This is a genomic window from Lentzea xerophila, from assembly GCF_051094245.1.
GTDB lineage: Bacteria > Actinomycetota > Actinomycetes > Mycobacteriales > Pseudonocardiaceae > Lentzea > Lentzea xerophila.
The window spans coordinates 3,565,423-3,583,006 of sequence record NZ_CP194934.1 but is presented as its reverse complement, the minus strand read 5'-3'; the positions used below and the strand labels follow the sequence as shown (position 1 = coordinate 3,583,006).

General features: G+C 67.4%; 12 protein-coding genes. 11 read left to right on the top strand and 1 reads right to left on the bottom strand.

Features of this window, described 5'->3' with window-relative positions; genetic code table 11:
• The first annotated feature begins 73 nt into the window (after window positions 1-73).
• From ACRSBM_RS16930 to ACRSBM_RS16900, 7 genes are all read left to right on the top strand, one after another.
• Window positions 74-1,045: an aldo/keto reductase gene (locus ACRSBM_RS16930; RefSeq protein ID WP_434444367.1), complete on the top strand. Its 972-nt coding sequence runs from the start codon at window positions 74-76 to the stop codon at window positions 1,043-1,045.
• A 197-nt stretch (window positions 1,046-1,242) separates the two neighbouring features.
• Window positions 1,243-2,730: an HAL/PAL/TAL family ammonia-lyase gene (locus ACRSBM_RS16925; RefSeq protein WP_434444366.1), complete on the top strand. Its 1,488-nt coding sequence runs from the start codon at window positions 1,243-1,245 to the stop codon at window positions 2,728-2,730.
• Between the two features lie 90 nt (window positions 2,731-2,820).
• Window positions 2,821-5,922 carry a cytochrome P450 gene (locus ACRSBM_RS16920; protein WP_434444365.1) on the top strand — a complete coding sequence of 1,034 codons (3,102 nt, stop codon included), beginning with the start codon at window positions 2,821-2,823 and terminating at the stop codon, window positions 5,920-5,922.
• A 32-nt stretch (window positions 5,923-5,954) separates the two neighbouring features.
• A complete protein-coding gene (locus ACRSBM_RS16915) occupies window positions 5,955-7,184 on the top strand; it encodes a cytochrome P450 (RefSeq protein ID WP_434444364.1) in 1,230 nt (409 codons plus the stop codon).
• Between the two features lie 33 nt (window positions 7,185-7,217).
• Window positions 7,218-8,312, top strand: a complete 1,095-nt coding sequence (locus ACRSBM_RS16910; RefSeq protein WP_434444363.1) for a phenazine antibiotic biosynthesis protein — start codon at window positions 7,218-7,220, stop codon at window positions 8,310-8,312.
• Window positions 8,312-9,694 (top strand): aldehyde dehydrogenase family protein, encoded by a 1,383-nt coding sequence (locus ACRSBM_RS16905; protein ID WP_434444362.1) that lies wholly within the window; start codon window positions 8,312-8,314, stop codon window positions 9,692-9,694. Before ACRSBM_RS16910 ends, ACRSBM_RS16905 begins: the two co-directional genes overlap by 1 nt.
• Window positions 9,695-10,135: 441 nt before the next feature.
• Window positions 10,136-10,546 (top strand): hotdog fold thioesterase, encoded by a 411-nt coding sequence (locus ACRSBM_RS16900; RefSeq protein WP_434444361.1) that lies wholly within the window; start codon window positions 10,136-10,138, stop codon window positions 10,544-10,546.
• A gap of 735 nt (window positions 10,547-11,281) precedes the next feature.
• Here ACRSBM_RS16900 and ACRSBM_RS16895 read toward each other — a convergent pair.
• Window positions 11,282-12,142 (bottom strand): helix-turn-helix transcriptional regulator, encoded by an 861-nt coding sequence (locus ACRSBM_RS16895; protein WP_434444360.1) that lies wholly within the window; start codon window positions 12,140-12,142, stop codon window positions 11,282-11,284.
• A 193-nt stretch (window positions 12,143-12,335) separates the two neighbouring features.
• Here ACRSBM_RS16895 and ACRSBM_RS16890 point away from each other — a divergent pair, with 193 nt between their 5' ends.
• The 4 genes from ACRSBM_RS16890 (at window position 12,336) to ACRSBM_RS16875 (ending at window position 17,267) form a co-directional block, all read left to right on the top strand.
• Window positions 12,336-13,325 (top strand): SDR family oxidoreductase, encoded by a 990-nt coding sequence (locus tag ACRSBM_RS16890; protein ID WP_434444359.1) that lies wholly within the window; start codon window positions 12,336-12,338, stop codon window positions 13,323-13,325.
• Window positions 13,326-13,532: 207 nt separating this feature from the next.
• Window positions 13,533-14,009, top strand: a complete 477-nt coding sequence (locus ACRSBM_RS16885; protein ID WP_434444358.1) for a (2Fe-2S)-binding protein — start codon at window positions 13,533-13,535, stop codon at window positions 14,007-14,009.
• On the top strand, window positions 14,009-14,983 hold the full coding sequence (locus ACRSBM_RS16880; protein ID WP_434444357.1) for an FAD binding domain-containing protein: 975 nt from the start codon (window positions 14,009-14,011) through the stop codon (window positions 14,981-14,983). Before ACRSBM_RS16885 ends, ACRSBM_RS16880 begins: the two co-directional genes overlap by 1 nt.
• Window positions 14,984-15,014: 31 nt before the next feature.
• Window positions 15,015-17,267, top strand: a complete 2,253-nt coding sequence (locus ACRSBM_RS16875) for a xanthine dehydrogenase family protein molybdopterin-binding subunit (RefSeq protein WP_434444356.1) — start codon at window positions 15,015-15,017, stop codon at window positions 17,265-17,267.
• The last annotated feature ends 317 nt before the right edge of the window (window positions 17,268-17,584 follow it).

The following is a 17,584-nucleotide window of genomic DNA, read 5'->3' as shown; positions in this document are numbered from 1 at the left end:
GAAACGGAAGCCCTCCTCTTCCTTCAGCGGGCGACCAATCGTGCCCGCGAATCGACATGACGAACGGAGCGAGATGCGGAAGCGAAAGGTTCCCAACAGCGACATTCAGGTTTCCCGACTCGGACTCGGCACCGCCACCTGGGGCTTCAGTGGTGACGACAGTGATTCAGTTGCGCAGTTGCGGAAGTTCTCGGACGCGGGTGGCACGTTGATCGAGACTGCCAACATTTACGGTGACGGCGAGAGTGAACGAATCATCGGCCGGGCACTCACGCAGCACCTCCGCCGCGACGACTTCGTGATCGCCACCAAAGCCGGCATGGTGAGAGGGAAGCCGCCCTCCGTCGACGCTTCAAAAGAGCGGATGCTGACGGAGCTCACCGAATCTCTTCGCAACCTGCGAGTCGATCATGTCGACCTGTGGCTCGTGCACACCTGGGATCGAAAGGTACCTGTCGAGGAGACGCTGGCGGCGATCGATGCGGCGGTCACCGCAGGCAAGGTGCGGGCGGCAGGTGTCTGCAACTACTCAGGCTGGCAGACCTCGCGGGCGGCAACGATCCAGGAGCTCCGCGGCGCTACTCCCATTTCGGTGGTCGAGGTCGAGTACTCGCTGGTGCAACGAGGAATCGACCGCGAGGTACGACCGGCTGTGAGGAATCTGGGCATGGCTGTGTTGCCGTGGGCGCCACTGGGCAGGGGGGTGCTCACCGGCAAATACCTGGACGGTGTGCCGAAAAGCAAGCAGGACAGCCGCTTCTACCAGTGGTACGTGCAGGGCTACGCCGAGAATCCCGATCTGGCGCGGATCGTCGCCGAGGTCGTGGAGTGCGCGAAAGAACTGGGCGCGAGCGCCGCCGAGGTGTCGCTCGCTTGGGTACGTGACCGGCCCGGTGTGTGCGCTCCGCTCGTGGGAGCTCGGACGGCGGAACAACTTTCCGCGTCGCTGTCCTCTGAGTCCCTCGACCTTCCTCCTGAGATCACAGATCGACTCAACAAGGTGTCCGCTGTGCGGATGGGCTATCCCGAGCGGGGACTCGACTGATGACTCGGCAAATGGTCGCGCTCACGCCCGAGAATGTGCCTGCAATGCTCTCACGCGCTGAACTCCTTTGAAACCCACGTCCTCGGGCGCAGGCGTGCACAGACATGACGGCGGTATTGACAAGACCGTCCATCCCGCCGGCGGATCAAAGCCAATCAAGATCGGTAGATGCGATGATTCCAGGCCCAGCAACCACCGTGGTCAACACGAACGGACACCTGTCGCTCGAGTTGCTGGAGAGCGCTTGGTGGCCGATCGTCCTGGCGCCGGACCGCGAGGCGACGCAGCGGGTATCCCGAAGCCACGACTTCGTATCCACTCACCTGACCGGCGATCTCCCGATCTACGGCGCGACCACCGGTTTTGGCCCACTCGTCACCTTCACCGGACGCGCCACCGCCGAAGATCAGTGCGACAACGCACTACAGCACCTGACCGCCGGGCAGGGTCCGGAGTTGCCCCGTGAGGTGGTCCGGGCGACGATGCTGGCCAGGGTCTGGTCGTTGTCGCATGGACTGTCCGGCATCTCGCCGACGGCCCTGGCGGCACTGCGTGCCGCGTTGCAGGCCGATTTCACCCCAGTGGTGCCGGCCATCGGGTCGGTGGGCGCGAGCGGTGACCTGGTTCCGATGGCCTATATCGCGCAATGCCTGCGCGGGGTAGGCAAGGCATGGGTCGGCGAGGAGCAACTGCCAGCGGATGTCGCGCTCACCGAAGCGGATCTGGAGCCGCTGGCGTTCACCGGGCGAGACGCGTTGTCCTTGGTGAACGGAACATCGGTCACCGCGGCGGCGGCAGGCCTGGCTGCCGCATCGTTGCGGCGCTCCTACGAGAACACGCTCGCGTTGAGCGCTCTGCTCGCGGACACCCTAGGTGCCAACTCGACCTTCCTCGCTCCGCCACTACTGGCCGCGTTCGGCCACTCGGAAACCGAACAAGCCGGAGCACGCCAAAGGTTCTGGCTCGAGGGTTCCCAACCATCCGGTGACCGGCCGTTGCAGGAGCCGTACAGCATCCGATGCGTGCCCCAGCTGGCGGGCGCTGCGAGTTCAGCGCTGGACTGGGCCACAACCGTGGTGCTGCGAGACCTCAACGGCGTGAGCGACAACCCTTTGTTCTTCCCCGATCATGAACTGGTCGGGCACGGCGGGAACTTCTTCGGACAGCCGTCGGCGTTCGCTGGTGACCTGCTCTCGATGATCGCCACTCAACTTGGCAATCTGGCTGAGCGGCAGCTGGACCTGCTGGTGGACCCCGTGCGCAACAGCGGCCTGCCACCGATGCTGTCGCCCCGGCCGGGCGAACAGCACGGGGTTCAAGGGGTGCAACTCGTGGCGACCGCGACTGTAGCGGCGATGCGCCGAGCGTGTGTTCCCGCGAGTATCCAAAGCCTTCCCACGAACCTGCACAACCAGGACATCGTTCCCTTCGGCACCCAGGCCGCGCTGACTGCGTTCGAGCAGGCGAGGTCGTTGCGCTGGCTGCAAGGCAGTCTTGCTGTCGCCCTGCGTCAAGCCGCGCACCTTCGGCCGGACAGGGCGCTGTCCCCCCGATGCTCCGCCCTGGTGCGCGCGATCTCCGAGGTGGTACCGCCACTCATCCAGGACCGGCCGCTCGATGAGGACGTCCGCGCAGCCGCTGACGCACTGGACGTCGTCGTGACCTCCGAGCTCCCTTTGGCCTGACCATCTCGTCGAGAGGAAAGGACGTGGTGCTCGATGCGATCAGCGACAGATGAACTCGCGATCCCTTTCGTCGATCCGGGTGACATCTCCGTGGCTGATTACGTCCTCGGGACAAGAACACCGGGAGAGCGTACGGCCATTGTGGACTTTTCAAGTGGAGTCCAGCGCCGGTGGACCTACCACGAACTGCGTTCCGCCGTCTCCGCGTTGTCCGCGACCTTGAGGTCAGCAGGCGTCAGCGAGGGCGACGTCGTGGCTGTGCTGACCGAAAACAGCGCGGAGTTCGTCATCGCCTACTTCGGTGTGCTCGCCGCGGGCGGGCTGGTACTCCCACTGCCTCCGCTGGCCACCGTTCCGGTTTGGACCGATGAACTGGAAGAGCACGGCGCGCAGGCGTTGATCGTGGACACGTCGCTGTGGCACCAGCCACCGAAGTCGATCGCGGTCACGATCTGCATCGGACAGACGTCTCCCACTGGCACCGTGCAGTGGGAGAGGACCACCTCTCTGGTGCCCGCGACGGATCAGACGCCGGCGTTGGGAGGCGAACGTCCGGCGGTTCTGCTGTCCTCCAGCGGGACCTCTGGGCGGCCCACGACAACTGTGCTGACCCACCACAATCTCGTGGCGGGTCTGGCACAAATCGACGCGGTCCATCGCCTCAGAGAAGGCGAGGTCGTGACATGCGTCGGTCCTCTGCGTCACATCTACGGCATGCAGATGGCACTCAACCCGGTTTTGCGCGCCGGTGGCACATTGCTGATCGGTCAGTCGCGGTTCTGTGCGACCGATTACGTTCAACTTCTCCGCGACCAGCACGTGGGCGTGGCTTACCTGGTGCCGAGCGTCATCGGTGAGCTCGCGGCGTTGCGTGAACATCCTCGGCTGCCCGCGTTGCGGCTGATCGTCTCTGGCGGTGCTCCACTGGCGCCGGCAGCCGCGGACCGTTGCGCGCGGGCCTTCGGTCGCCCGGTCGTGCAGGGATTCGGCATGACGGAAGCCGGGTGCGTTTCGTTCCCACCGGATGACCGCATCACCCCTGCGGGGTCAGTGGGAATCGTCCTTCCCGGCACCGACGCCCGCTTCGCCGACCCAGCTTCTGGCGAGGACGTGCCCGCGGGGACCGTGGGTGAGCTCCTGTTGCGCAGCCCGCAGGTGTCACCGGATTGCCTGGACGCCTCCGGCGACGGGTGGTTCCGCACCGGCGATCTCGCTGTCCTGGACCAAGAGGGTTTCCTGCACGTGGTCGGCAGGCTCAAGTCGTTGATCAAGTACAAGGGGCACCAGGTCTCCCCCGCGGAACTGGAGAAGATCCTGATCGCCCATCCCGCGGTGGTGGACGTGTTCGTGGTGGGTGAACCTGATCCCGTAGCCGGTGAATTGCCGAAGGCCTTCGTCGTGGCCCCGCTTGACCTACCGCTAGGTGTTCTCGCGGCGCACGTTGCCGAGCGTGTCGCGCCGTACGAGAAGATCCGGTTGATCCAGCGCGTCCGGGAAATCCCGCGATCCGCCACGGGTAAGGCGAGTAAGCCCGAACCGCTGCGCGTGCTCCTGCTCAGTTCTCAACGAGGAGAGTTGGTCCTGCGGCGGTTCGGACTCGACCGCGAAGAGTTCGAGACAGCGGTAGTCGATCCTGACCACGCCGACGCTCTCGCCGCGATCAAAGACCGCTGGGTCGGCGTCGACGTAGTGGTCTACGCCACCCCATTCCCCCGTACAGAAGCTCTTGTCCGCAGGCTGGTCCAGGAAACGCTGGGTGCCGGTGGCCGGCTCATCGGCGTGCTCGGACATGATTGGGAACCAGCGGACGCCGAGAGCCACCACTGTGCCGTCGCCCGCCTCGCCGCGGAGGTTCGATCCTCGGACGTCGTGGTGGTCACGGTCGATGCGGGCGTCAAACACGTCGCAACGCTGCTGCCCGCCGTAGTCACAGGCGCTGCGGACCACCTCTCTGGAGGCTTGGTACGTCCAGAAGACGTCGACTCGGGGCTCTTGCGCCCTGTCATCCCGTTGCCACCACCCATTCGCTATCCCTTCAACAGCAGGACCTCACTGACGGTGTCGGCGGAGTACGACCGGATACGCGCGGAGCCGTCACTGACTCAGGTCCAGCTCCCGTTCGGCGCGCCGGCCTGGCTGGTCGCCGACCACGACCAAGCCCGGTTCGTCCTTTCCGACCCGCGGTTCAGCCGCGCCGCGGCGAAGGGGCGCGACATCCCCCGGCAGTCCGAGTCGGTGAACGAGGCGGGCCTGCTGTCCCTGGATCCCCCTGACCACACGAGACTCCGTTCGTTGATCTCGGGTGCACTCACCATGCGCCGTGCGGAACAACAACGTCATGGAGTCCGAACGCTGTGTGAGGAACTGACCGGTTCGCTCATCGACGCCGGACCGCCCGCCGACCTCGTGGAGCAGTACGCGCTTCCGGTTTCGTTCGGTGTGATCTCCGGACTGCTCGGCGTGCCCGCGCAGGATCGGCGCCAGATCCGCGAGTGGAGCGACGCACACCTGTCAACCACCGTGCTGCCGCCCGAAGAGGTCGTCAGACGCAACGCCAGGCTGAAGGACTACTTCGCCGGCCTCATCGACGAACGTCAACTCCAGCCGGGAGATGACCTGCTGAGCGATCTGTTGCGGGCCCGCGACCACGAGCAGCGCCTGAGCACGGACGAGCTCGTCCAGCTGGCCGCGAACCTGGTGTTCGCGGGTTACGAGGCGACCTCGACCCAGATTCCGAACTTCATCCTGTTCCTGCTCGAACGGCCCGCGCTGTGGGACGAGCTCTGCGACAGGCCGGACCGGGTTTCCGCCGCTGTCGACGAACTGCTGCGGTTCGTCCCTCTCATGGCCGGGGCCGGCACCATGCCTCGTTACGCGCTCGAGGACGTCGTGATTGGCGAAACCCTCGTGCGAGCGGGTGATCCGGTGATCGTCTCGCTCGGGGCGAGCAATCGGGATGCCTCGGTGTTCCCGGCTCCCCACAGCTTCGACCTCGACCGTCCACGCAACCGAGGCCACCTCGCATTCGGGCACGGGGCGCACCACTGCGTCGGTATGTCGCTGGCCCGCGTCGAGCTGCAGGAAGCGCTCGCCGCCGTGCTGCGGAACCTGCCGCAGCTCCGGCTCGCCGGAGAGCCGCGCTGGAAAGACCAGGTCATGCGCGGACCGCGGTCGATGCCCGTCACCTGGTGAAACCCTCCACCCCACGACAAGGAGGCACTCCGATGATCCCCACCCGTGAGGACAGCGGCATCCCCGCCGAGCTGGGCCGGATCAAGATGAGCGATCTCATGGCGGACCCTTACGGCACGCTGGCCTCAGTGCGGGAGTCCGGCCCCGCCTTCGCCATCGAGAACAACGGCTACCGGATGTGGGCGATCACTCGCTACGCCGACGTGCGCCGGATCCTCGCCGATCCCACCGTGCTGCGCGACCTCGTCGAGCACCGCCGCGAGATCAACACGCACTGCCTCATCCGAGTGCAGCGCCGGGCGCACCTTCCGCACGGGTCTCGGCGCAGCTTCTTCGACCGCGACGGCGAGCATCACCATCGGTTGCGCTCGCTGGTGGGCAACGTGTTCACGCCCAGGCGATTGGCAGAGTGGCGTCCTCGAGTGGAAAAACTCGTCGGCGACCTGCTCGACACGCTACCGGTCGGACGCCCGGTCGACCTCGCCGCCGAGCTGGCCCGTCCGATCGCGGGCACGATCGTTTGTGAGCTGCTCGGAATCCCTGCCGACGAACAGAACCTGCTCGCCGCAACCGAGTCGGAAATGATCACATCGCCGGTCATCGAGGAGATCGAGCGGGCGGCGGAAGAACTGCACCGGTTCGCGAAGCATCTCGCCGCGACCAAACGTGCCGCCCCCGGTGACGACCTGTGCACGCGGCTCCTGCGCCTGCACGAAGAAGCGAAGATGACCGAAGAGGAACTGGTCTCCACCTACATCCTGCTGATGGTCGGGGGGATGGAGCCGGCCAGCGCCATCGGCAACGGCGCGTTCAGTTTGCTGACCCATCCCGACCAACTGGCGATATTGCTTGACCGGCCCGAACAGTTCCCGGCGGCGGTCGAGGAGATCATCCGCTACGAGTCGCCGTTCCGGTTCGTGCCGCCGCGCTACACATCGGCTCCACTAGAACTGGACGGAGTCACCATCCCCGCGGGCGAACTGCTGCTGATCTCCCCCGCGGCGGCGAACCGCGACCCGGCGCGGTTCGAGCAGCCCGACGTGTTCGACGTCCTGCGTGCCACGACCGGGCACCTCGGTTTCGGGCACGGCGCACACCGTTGCCTCGGCGCGGAGTTGGGCAGGCTTGAAACCGCCACCGCGCTGCGCCTGCTGTTCCAGCGCTACCCGCAGACCCGATTGGCGACTTTGCCCGAGCTGGCCGACTGGCGCCCGGGCAAGTTCATGCGCCGTCTCGGCAGCCTCACGGTCGTCCTGCGCTGACCGAGAACCCCATCTGATCGAAAACGGAGACACATGTCGACCACCGACCTGCTTGACTATCCGCTTGAGACGGTCCCGAACCACGACGAGTTCATTCGCGCCGCCATGCGATGGCACTTCTCCCCTGAGACCGGATCACCCTTCTGGCTCGACCGTGCTCCGCGACTCGGTTTCGATCCGCTGCGGGACGTCAAGTCGTTCGAAGACCTGCGGCTGTTCCCCAACGTCGCCGGCGACTTGCGCACGGTCCCGGTGAAGGACCTCGTCCCGCGCGGGTACGGAGGCAACCCCGACATCGTCGGGGTCTTCGAGAGCGGCGGCACCACCGGCGCCCCCAAACGCATCCTCTTCTTCCGCGACTGGCTCATCCGAGCACTCTCGATCGCCAAGGCCGATCTGGGTGGCCACGGCATCGGACCGGGCGGCAACTGGCTCGCGATGATGCCCGGCCGGCCGCACATGATCGGCGGGTTCACCGACTACGAGGCCGTGAACATGGGCGGGCTCAAGTTCTCCATCGACATGGACCCGCGCTGGGTGAAGAAGCTGATCGCGGCCGGGAACACGGCGAGTGCGGCCGAGTACTCGGAACACCTTGTGGATCAGGCCGAGCACGTGCTGGAAAGCCAAGACGTGAGCGTGGTTCTGCTGTCTCCGCCGGTGCTCGACCGCATCGCGGGCCGGCCGCGGTTCGTGGAACTGCTCCAGGAGAAGATCTCCGCGATCCTCTGGGGCGGCACGCACATGGACGCCGAAAGCCGGCACTACTACCGCACGGAACTCTTTCCCGGCAAGAAGATCGTCGGCGCGTACGGCAGCACCACGTTTCTGGTGGCAGCCAAGGAACGACCCGATCTGCCCGATTCCGATCCGTGCGTGTTCGACAGCAGCAGTCTGCACCTCACGTTCAGCGTGGTCGACCCGAGCAGCGAACAGCCGGTCGAGTACGGGCAACGTGGCCGAGTCCTGGTCAACCACGTGAGCCGAGGCCTGTTGCTGCCCAACAACCTCGAACGCGACACGGCACTACGAGTCGCGGCGCTGCCAGGGCAGCCCGGCGACGCCGTGGCCGACGTGGCGCCGGTTGAGTCCTTCGAGGATGAAGCCGTGATCGAAGGGGTCTATTGATGGCAGGACTTGACGACCTGTTTCCCTTGGACGCCACCGGCCCGAACGGTTCATGCCGCACATTGCGCCCGTTGATCGTCCGGGACGTGTCGGATCGTCCAGTGGCCGCGCTCAGCCTGGTGCCACAAGCACACGTCAACCGCACAATGGCCGCGTTGCGGTCAGCACCCGAAATGCCTGCTGCGGAGCTGGTCGCCGCCATCGAACACGCAGGGCGGATCTTCGCGCACGAAACCGTGGCCGGATTGTCTCCTGCGGATTACCTGCACATGGTGAGCCGAACCGCCGGTCTGCCCCTCTCGGTCGTCACCGACGCGGCACACCTTGTTGAACGCGCCGCCGCGGACCTCTCCTGGTCGGTACGCGCCGGATGCCCGCTCGGTGCCGTGCCGGACTGGCGCGGCATCGGGATCGGGTCAGAAGGGCCGCTGTGGTGCCGTCGAGGTGATCTGCTGACCGTAGTCGCCGCAGGCAACCACCCGGCCATCCACGTGTTCTGGCTCGAGGCTCTGGCCCTCGGATACCGGGTCGTGGTGCGACCGTCCACAAGGGAGCCGTTCACACCGCATAGGCTCGTCAGCGCACTGCACGCCGCTGGTGTCGACCATGACCGGCTGGCATTCCTACCGACGACACATGCTCAGGTCGACCAACAACTCGCCCTGGCCGACCTGAGCATCGTCTACGGTGGCGACGACGTGGTCCGGAAGTACTCCGCCCATCCGGGAGTCCTGGTCCAGGGGCCGGGCAGGGCGAAAATCCTTCTCACCCGCGACGAACCCTGGGAACCGCACCTCGACGTCGTACTCGATTCGATCACGCACCACGCCGGCACTGCGTGCATCAACACCACCGCGGTGCTGACCGAGCACAACCCTGCCGAGTTGGCCGACGCCCTCGCTTCCCGGCTGGCACTGCACGCCACGCTGCCACCGGAAAACCCTGACGCAACCCTTCCGGTCGCGGTGGAAGCAGCGGCAAGCAGCCTCGCGGCCTTCCTCCGAGGCAAGGCTCGCGGCACCCGTGCGGTGCTCGGAGCCGACGACGTCGTAGCGCCCCTCGGAGACGGCAGCGCTGCGCTCCGGCCCAGCGTGCACGTCGTGGACCATCCGCGTGCCAGCCAAGCCGGAATCGAGTTGCCCTTCCCGTGCGTCTGGATCGCGCCATGGAGTCCGGCCGACGGAATCACGCCTGCACGAGGGTCTCTGGTGCTGACGGTGATCACGAAGCGCGAGGACCTCATCGACGCGGCAGTCCGGGATCCTACGATCAGCAACGTGCACATCGGCGACCTGCCGACGTACTGGTACCGGTCAGGGCTTCCCCACGACGGCTATCTGAGTGAGTTCTTGATGCGATCGAAGGCGGTGGCCCGCAGGTGAGTGTCATGTCGGCAATCCGTCCGCGCGGCTGGAAGGTGCGACAACACACCGCACCACCGAAGCGTGATCAAGCAGGCGGCTTCCCGTTGGGGGTTCGCGCGCCACGGTCCCGGTTCCGCTGTGACCGCTCGCCGTGGAAGCGCCGGGGTGTTGGTCGCGGTGGTCGACGTCGCGGCGCTCCCCAGATTGCGAACCAGCCTCCCCGCTCGGCGCTCAGGGTGCTGGTTCGCCGCTGACGACCGGAGTGCCGATGCATACCCAGGTGCTGCGAATCGTGCAGTTCCAGAACCGCGGTGAACCGGTTGTGAGCAACACGTCCGGCACGCGGCATTGTCCCTTCCGGCCTTGCCCTGACCACCCGTTCGGTAGAGCGGTCGGCGGTCACGGCGCACTGCGCGATGACGTGCCAGAGATCAAAGCTCGTGAGGGGCGGGAGGCGTAATGATCTTCGATTCGGCGGTGTCCGATGGCGAGTTGCTGACAGTCCGCATGGGCGTTGAGATCACCCAATGGGACATGCACGAGATGATCGGAACCATGCCGGTCAAGGGCAACCTGCAGCCTTATGGATTGCTGCACGGCGGCGCCAATGCCGTCCTGGCCGAGTCGCTGGGGTCCCTGTCGGCCGCGCTGTACGCCGACACGATCGGCAAGGTGGCCGTCGGACTTGAGCTGTCCTGCACGCATCACCGGTCGGTGGCGGAGGGGCTCGTGACCGGGGTGTGCCGGCCCATCACTCAGCACAGGACAACGGTGACCCTTGAGATCGTGATCAACGACGAGCACGGCAGGCGCACGTGCACCTCCAGGCTCACTTGTATCCTGCTGGACAAGTCGACTGATAGACCGTAGAGGGCGCACGTCGCCCGTTCGCTCTCTGCAAGACAGGCTCATCCTTTTGGCCGGATTGATCCGGCACGCGAATCCGGGCCTCTCACCGTAGCACGCAGAATTGTTTCAGGGCCTTCACGTATGTCGCGGATGTCGACGCGCTGACCCGGATCCCCTGCGCCCGAACACAGTTGACGTGACGCACGACGCCATCGATCAGCACGCTGACCGCAGCTGTCGAGCACGTTGTGTTGCGCAGGTCGACCAAGAAGCGCGTTGATTCACCTAGCAGCGACAAAAGCTGTGAGGCGCCCAAGATTGGGGTTGGAGCACTGGACTGCTTACCAAGGGGAGAATATTTGCTATCTACCTGTTGCCATTTTGTGCGCCTGCATCGCCGCCAGCAACAGTGACTGTCGTCTTGGGCAACGCCGTCCGGCGACTGAACCGGGAGGGCGTAGCTGCCCCGATCCAAGAAGTCCGGTCTCCACAGGACCGCCGCGTGCCCACGGGCGACATCTTAGACCTCCAGCACTCTCCGCGTGCGTGCTGTTGCCTGCGAAACCGACACCATAAGTGACCTCGAACTCATCCGAGCCGGCCAGAAACGTGAGACACGAGGACCTTAATATTCCAAGGTCGTTCGATCGCGTGTCACGGGCGTCCACAGTCGGGGAACGCACCGGCGCCGCCGCCGGAACCGGGCAATTCGGCGAGGTCAACCTGAACTAGACCGCTCGTCGACAGATGCGGCGGTCAGACGTCCGGAGTCGTTTGCAGGGTGATGCGTTGGGTTCCGATGACGGAGAGGAGTTGTAGTTTTTCATGGCTTTCGCTGCCGGGGTCGGCGGTGTAGACAAGGAGAATGTGGGACTGTTCGGGGTCGAGGAGTGTCTGGCAGGTCAGTTCCATGACGCCGAGCTCGGGGTGCACGTAGCGTTTGACGTTGTGGTAATGGATGCCGATCTCGTGTTCGTTCCAGACGGTGCGGAACTCTGCGCTGCTGGCGAGCAGGAGGTTCATGAGGTGCGCGGCTCGTGAGTCGGGGCCGCGAAGGGTGACCATGGCGCGTAGTCCGGCTGCGAAGACGCGGGAGTGCAGTTCGTGGTCGTCTGGGTGGTAGAGGGCGCGGGTGGCGGGGTCGGTGAACCAGCGGTAGCCGATGCTGCGTGCTGGGCCGGTGTAGCCGGTGAGGTCGCCGGTGAGTGCGACGCCGAGCGGGGTCTGCCGGAGTGTCTCGCCGAGCTCGGTGACGATCTCGGCGGGGGTGTCCGTGAGCCGGTCGAAGATGCGGAGCAGGCCGGGGCTGATGTGTTCGCTGGCCGGGCCTCTGGCGGGCGGGTTGTGCCCGGCGAGGCGGAACAGGTGGTCGCGTTCGTCGAGGGACAGGTGCAGGCCCTGCGAGATCGAGGCGATCATGTGCTCGGACGGCTGTGGCCCGCGCATTCGCTCGAGCCGGCTGTAATAGTCGGTGGAGATGTGGCAGAGCGTGGCGACTTCTTCGCGGCGCAGACCGGCGGTCCTGCGCCGTTGTCCACGCGGGAGACCGACGTCCTCGGGTTGGAGTGACTCCCGGCGGCGGCGCAGGAAGTCGGCGAGCCCAGTTCGATCGATCACAGTGGCGTCCTCCCCTGGTTCCGGAGCGCTCCCAGTCTGCCCTCGCCGCCGGCCGACTGCCTGGGATTGGTGATCCCCCTTTCCGGTCACGGCTGCGTCCGGTCTGCCTGGGATTGAGAGGCCGTGGCTATCCCCTGTGGCCGGGCGCAGCCTGGAGAGCACACCCACCGTCCAGGAAACCCAGGAGCAGCCCATGGCACGCACTCGCCCGGACATCACCGTTCCCGACCTCTCCGGGAAACTCGCCGTCGTCACCGGCGCCAGCGACGGCGTCGGGCTGGCCCTGGCGGCTCGGCTGGCCGGCGCCGGCGCCGAGGTCGTCATGCCCGTCCGGAACCGTCGTAAGGGCGAAGCGGCGATCGCGACGATCACGCGGCAGCACCCAGGCGCGGTCCTGTCCCTGCGGGACCTCGACCTGTCATCGCTGGGCTCGGTTGCCGCACTGGGAGCCACGCTGCGCGAGGAGAACCGCCCGATCCACATCCTCGTCAACAACGCCGGCGTGATGACCCCACCCGACCGGCAGACCACCGCCGACGGGTTCGAGCTGCAGTTCGGCAGCAACCACCTGGGACACTTCGCCCTCGTCGCCCACCTGTTGCCCCTGCTGCGCGCGGGGCGGGCGCGGGTGACCTCGCAGATCAGCGTCGCCGCGAACGAGAACGCCATCAACTGGGACGACCTGAACTGGACACGGTCCTACCACGGCCGCCGCGCGTACAGCCAGTCCAAGATCGCGTTCGGCCTGTTCGGACTCGAACTCGACCGGCGCAGCCGGGCCGGCGGCTGGGGGATCACCAGCAACCTCGCCCATCCAGGCATCGCCCCCACCAGTCTCCTGGCCGCCCGACCCGAAGTCGGCCGGACACGAGACACCGCCGCCGTACGCGCCATCCGCGCCCTCTCCCGCCACGGCATCCTCGCCGGCACCGTCGAGACCGCCCTGCTCCCTGCCCTGCTGGCCGCCACCTCAGCCGATGCGCACGGCGCCCGCCTGTACGGTCCCAGCGGACTCCGCCACCTCTCGGGCCCACCCGCCGAACAAACCCTCTACACCCGGCTCCGGAGCGAGGACGATGCCCAGCGCATCTGGCAGATCTCCGAGAACCTCACCCACACCACCTTCCCAGCCGTCGAGCGTGCCCTCCCCAGCCTGGGATCGACAGGCCCTGGCAGCCGTTGAGGCCGGTGATCAGAGTGGGTGGCCGGACGACGGGAGAGCACCATGAATCCACGTGATGACGCGGACCACGAGCGGTCGAACGTGTCCCGGCGAGGTTTTCTGGGCGGCGTCGCGGCCGCTGCGGCAGCGACGCCACTGCTGGCGACGGCGTCAAATGCGGCGCCGTCGGCGGCCGCGCCGGTTCTCACCTCGGCGGACGACGGTCTCGTGACCATCACGGTCAAGGTCAACGGCGAACCGGTCACGGTGCGGGTCGACCCGCGGGCCACCCTGCTCGATACGCTCCGCGAGCGGGTGGAACTCGGCGGGAAGAAGCTCACTGGGACGAAAAAGGGCTGTGATCGTGGGCAGTGCGGGGCGTGCACAGTGCACGTCGATGGCCGGCGTGTGCTGTCCTGCCTGACGCTGGCGGCCACGACCAACGAGCACGAGGTCACTACGATCGAGGGGCTGGAACAGGGCGGGCGGTTGCATCCGATCCAGCAGGCCTTCCTCGACCACGACGGTCTGCAGTGCGGCTTCTGCACTCCCGGGCAGATCATGTCGGCGGTCGCCATGGTCGGTGAAGGACGCGCGACGTCCGACGACGAGATCCGCGAACGCATGTCGGGCAACCTCTGCCGGTGCAGTGCGTACCCGTTCATCGTCGCCGCGATCCGGGATGCGCAGAAGGTGATGCGCTGATGCGTGCCTACGCCTTCACCCAGCCGCGCTCCGTGCGCGATGCCCTCGTCCACGCCGGGGCGGACACCGCCTTCCTGGCCGGCGGCACGACCCTGGTCGACCTGATGAAGCTCGATGTGATGGTCCCGGCCCACGTCGTGGACATCAACCGGCTTCCGTTGCGTGGCATCACCTTCGACCGCGACGGGCTGCACATCGGCGCGCTCGAGCGGATGAGCGACGTCGCCGCCGACGACACCGTGCGCGGGCACTTCCCAGTGATCGCCCAAGCGCTGGAGCTCAGTGCCTCCGCTCAGCTGCGCAATATGGCGAGCATCGGCGGGAACCTGCTGCAGCGCACCCGGTGCGGCTACTTCCGGGACGTCACGACGGCCTGCAACAAGCGGGAGCCCGGCAGTGGCTGCTCGGCACTGACCGGGGTGAACCGCGGCCACGCGATCCTCGGCACCAGTGACGCCTGCGTGGCGACCCACCCCAGCGACCTGGCCGTCGCGCTGCTGGCGCTGGGCACCGACGTGCACCTGGCCTCGGCGCGGGGCACCCGGACCGTGCCACTCGACGCCTTCTACACCCTTCCCGGCACCACACCCCATGTCGAGAACGTGCTGCGGCCGGACGAGCTCGTCACCGGCATCTCCGTTCGCGGCTCACGGTGGGCGGCACGCTCCACCTATGTGAAGATCCGCGACCGGCAGTCCTACGAGTTCGCGCTCGCCTCGGCGGCCGTCGCGCTCGAGCTGCACCGCGGCACCATCAAGGAGGCCAGGGTCGCGGTGGGCGGGGTGGGGACCACACCGTGGCGGCTGACGACAGTCGAACGGGCTCTGGCCGGCCGGCCCGCCACCACCGAGACGTTCGAGTCGGCGGTCGCCACCGCCGCGGACGGTGCCCGGCCGCTGGCGCACAACGCCTTCAAGCCCGCGCTGCTGCGACGCACGCTGGTCCGGGCCCTCACCGTACTGCAGGAACGCTGATGGACGACCGGCATGACTGTCAGGAGTCACGATGACCTATTCCCCAGTCGGACGCGAGATCGAGCGGGTCGACGGCCGGTTGAAGGTCACCGGCGCCGCCGAGTACTCAGGCGACTACCAGGCCCCCGGCACGGTGTACGCCCACGTCGTCACCAGCACGATCGGGAGAGGCGCGCTCACTGGGATCGACACCGGGGCCGCGCTGGCCTCTCCCGGAGTCCTGCGCGTGTACGCCGCGCCGGACCCGCGCCTGAAGCTGCACCCGGTCGCGGCCCAGTTTCGTGGCTTCGTCGAGAACTACGTCCCCCTGCAGGACACAACCGTCCATTTCCACGGCCAGGTCATCGCCATGGTCGTCGCCGAGAGCGTCGAGCAGGCGCGTGACGCAGCGGCGCTGGTGACCGCGACCTACGACGCGCAACCGCCGCGCACCTCCCTCACGGACGAGCCCCGCGTCCCGGCGGGCTCCACGGTCAGCGGGTCGCCGAGCCAACTCACGCTCCTCGCCCCCGGCATCGACTCGATCGACGCGGCGCTCGCCGCCAGCGAGGTCGTCGTGGCGGCCGAGTTCCACCAGCCGGTCCAGCACCACGTCGGGATGGAACCCCATGCCACACTGGCCGTCTGGGACGGCGACCGGGTGACCATCCACGCCGGTGCGCAGATACCGGCGGCGTACGCGCTCGTGCTGTCCCAGCGGCTCGGCGTTCCCCCGCAGAACGTCCGACTGATCACGAAGTACGTCGGCGGCGGCTTCGGCGCCCGGGTCGTACTGTGGACCGACACTCCTCTCGCCGCCGCGGCGGCCCGCGAGTTGGGCCGCCCCGTCAAGCTCGTCCTCACCAGGGAACAGATGTTCACCCTGGTCGGCCACCGCCCACGCGTTACCCAGACTGTCCGGCTGGGCGCCTTCCGCGACGGGGTCCTCAACGCCGTCAGCCATGAGAGCGACGCCGAGATGCCTGCCGTCGGCGGCTTTCCCATGACCCCCGCCCACGCCACCGTGGACACGCTCTACCGCACGCCGAACCTGCGGACCAACCCGCACTACGTCGTCGTCGACCTGCCTGGGAGCCGGGCGATGCGGGGGCCCAACGAGTCCCCTGGGGCGTTCGCACTGGAGACGGCGATGGACGAACTGGCTGTCGCCACCGGCGTCGACCCGGTCGAGCTGCGGCTGCGCAACTACGCCACCGAAAGTCCCGCCACGGGCCTGCCGTGGTCGAGCAAACACCTCGACGAGTGCTACCGCGTCGGTGCCCGGCGTTTTGGCTGGTCCCGCCGCCAGCCCACACCCCGCGCACGCGTCGATGGGCAGTGGTTGTTCGGCGTCGGCATGGCCTCCGCCGTGTACCCGGCGACCCGCCACCCCGCGAGCGTCCGGATCCGGCTGCTCAACGACGACACCGCAGTGGTGTCGACTTCGATGTCGGACCTGGGCACCGGCGGCTGGACCATGGTGGCGATCGCCGGCGCCGACGCCCTGGGGCTACCACTGAGGCGGGTGACGCCCGAGATCGGTGACACTGACCTGCCCCAGGGCGCACCCGCCGTAGGCTCCAGCGCCACGCACTCCACCGTGCCGTTGGTCGTGGCCGCCGCACGCGACACGATCGCCGCGCTCAAGCAGCTCGCGGTGACCGATCCCCGGTCGCCGTGGCACGGAGCGAAGACCGAGGACCTGCGCTACGAGAACGGCCACCTGCACGCGCACGGTCGCTCGATGTCCTTCGGCCGCCTGCTCACCGACCTCGGATCGCCTAGCGTCGATGCCACCGCCGCCGCGCCCGCCGGCGCTCCCGCCGGGTACGCGTACCACAGCTTCGGCGCCCACTTCTGCGAGGTGCGGGTCAACCAGTTCACCGGCGAGACCCGCGTCACCCGGTTCACGACGGTTGCGGACGTCGGTCGCGTGATCAACGCCCAGGCCGCCCGGAGCCAGCTCGTCGGCGGCGTCATCTTCGGCATCGGACACGCCCTGCTGGAGGAGAACCCGCTGGAACTCGGCACCGGGCGCCTGGCCGGCAGCACTCTCGCCGACTACCTGGTGCCCGTGCACGCCGACATCCCCGACATCGACGTGCACCTGCTCGACCGGCCCGACCCGGTCCTCACCGGCCCCCTCGGCGGAGAGGGCGGGGAGGTCGGGACCAGAACCCTCGGCGCCCGCGGCCTCGGGGAGATCGGCAACGTCGGCTCGGCCGCCGCGGTCGGCAACGCCGTCTTCAACGCGACCGGCATCCGGGTACGTGAGCTCCCCATCACCCTCGACAAGCTGCTGTAAAGCCCGGCACGACTGCCAGATGAAGCCGTCACCTGGCAACAGTGACGCGAGTGTTCTGTTCGACGCGATGACCCCCGCGCAGCAGAACGAGGCCTTCGGTACCGAGGGCGTGGAAGCAATCCGCGGAGGCCGACATCTCCCGCGAGGTCAACGCCCGCCTCCGCAACGCGGTCCACGTCGCCGGTGGCCACGAACACCTGCGACGCCACCACCATGCGCGGCCACGCCGCCAGCCCGGCGAACCCGGTCAATCCCGTGGCGCTGCAGACGATCTGGCCTCGGGATGCCGCCGGACGGATCGGTGAACCAGTCCACTT

Excerpts from the sequence above, each read along its gene's own strand:
- ACRSBM_RS16930 (WP_434444367.1), top strand. The coding sequence starts at position 74 with ATGCGGAAGCGAAAGGTTCCCAACAGCGACATTCAGGTTTCCCGACTC.
- ACRSBM_RS16915 (WP_434444364.1), top strand. The coding sequence starts at position 5,955 with ATGATCCCCACCCGTGAGGACAGCGGCATCCCCGCCGAGCTGGGCCGG.
- ACRSBM_RS16910 (WP_434444363.1), top strand. The coding sequence starts at position 7,218 with ATGTCGACCACCGACCTGCTTGACTATCCGCTTGAGACGGTCCCGAAC.
- ACRSBM_RS16905 (WP_434444362.1), top strand. The coding sequence starts at position 8,312 with ATGGCAGGACTTGACGACCTGTTTCCCTTGGACGCCACCGGCCCGAAC.
- ACRSBM_RS16900 (WP_434444361.1), top strand. The coding sequence starts at position 10,136 with ATGATCTTCGATTCGGCGGTGTCCGATGGCGAGTTGCTGACAGTCCGC.
- ACRSBM_RS16890 (WP_434444359.1), top strand. The coding sequence starts at position 12,336 with ATGGCACGCACTCGCCCGGACATCACCGTTCCCGACCTCTCCGGGAAA.
- ACRSBM_RS16880 (WP_434444357.1), top strand. The coding sequence starts at position 14,009 with ATGCGTGCCTACGCCTTCACCCAGCCGCGCTCCGTGCGCGATGCCCTC.
- ACRSBM_RS16875 (WP_434444356.1), top strand. The coding sequence starts at position 15,015 with ATGACCTATTCCCCAGTCGGACGCGAGATCGAGCGGGTCGACGGCCGG.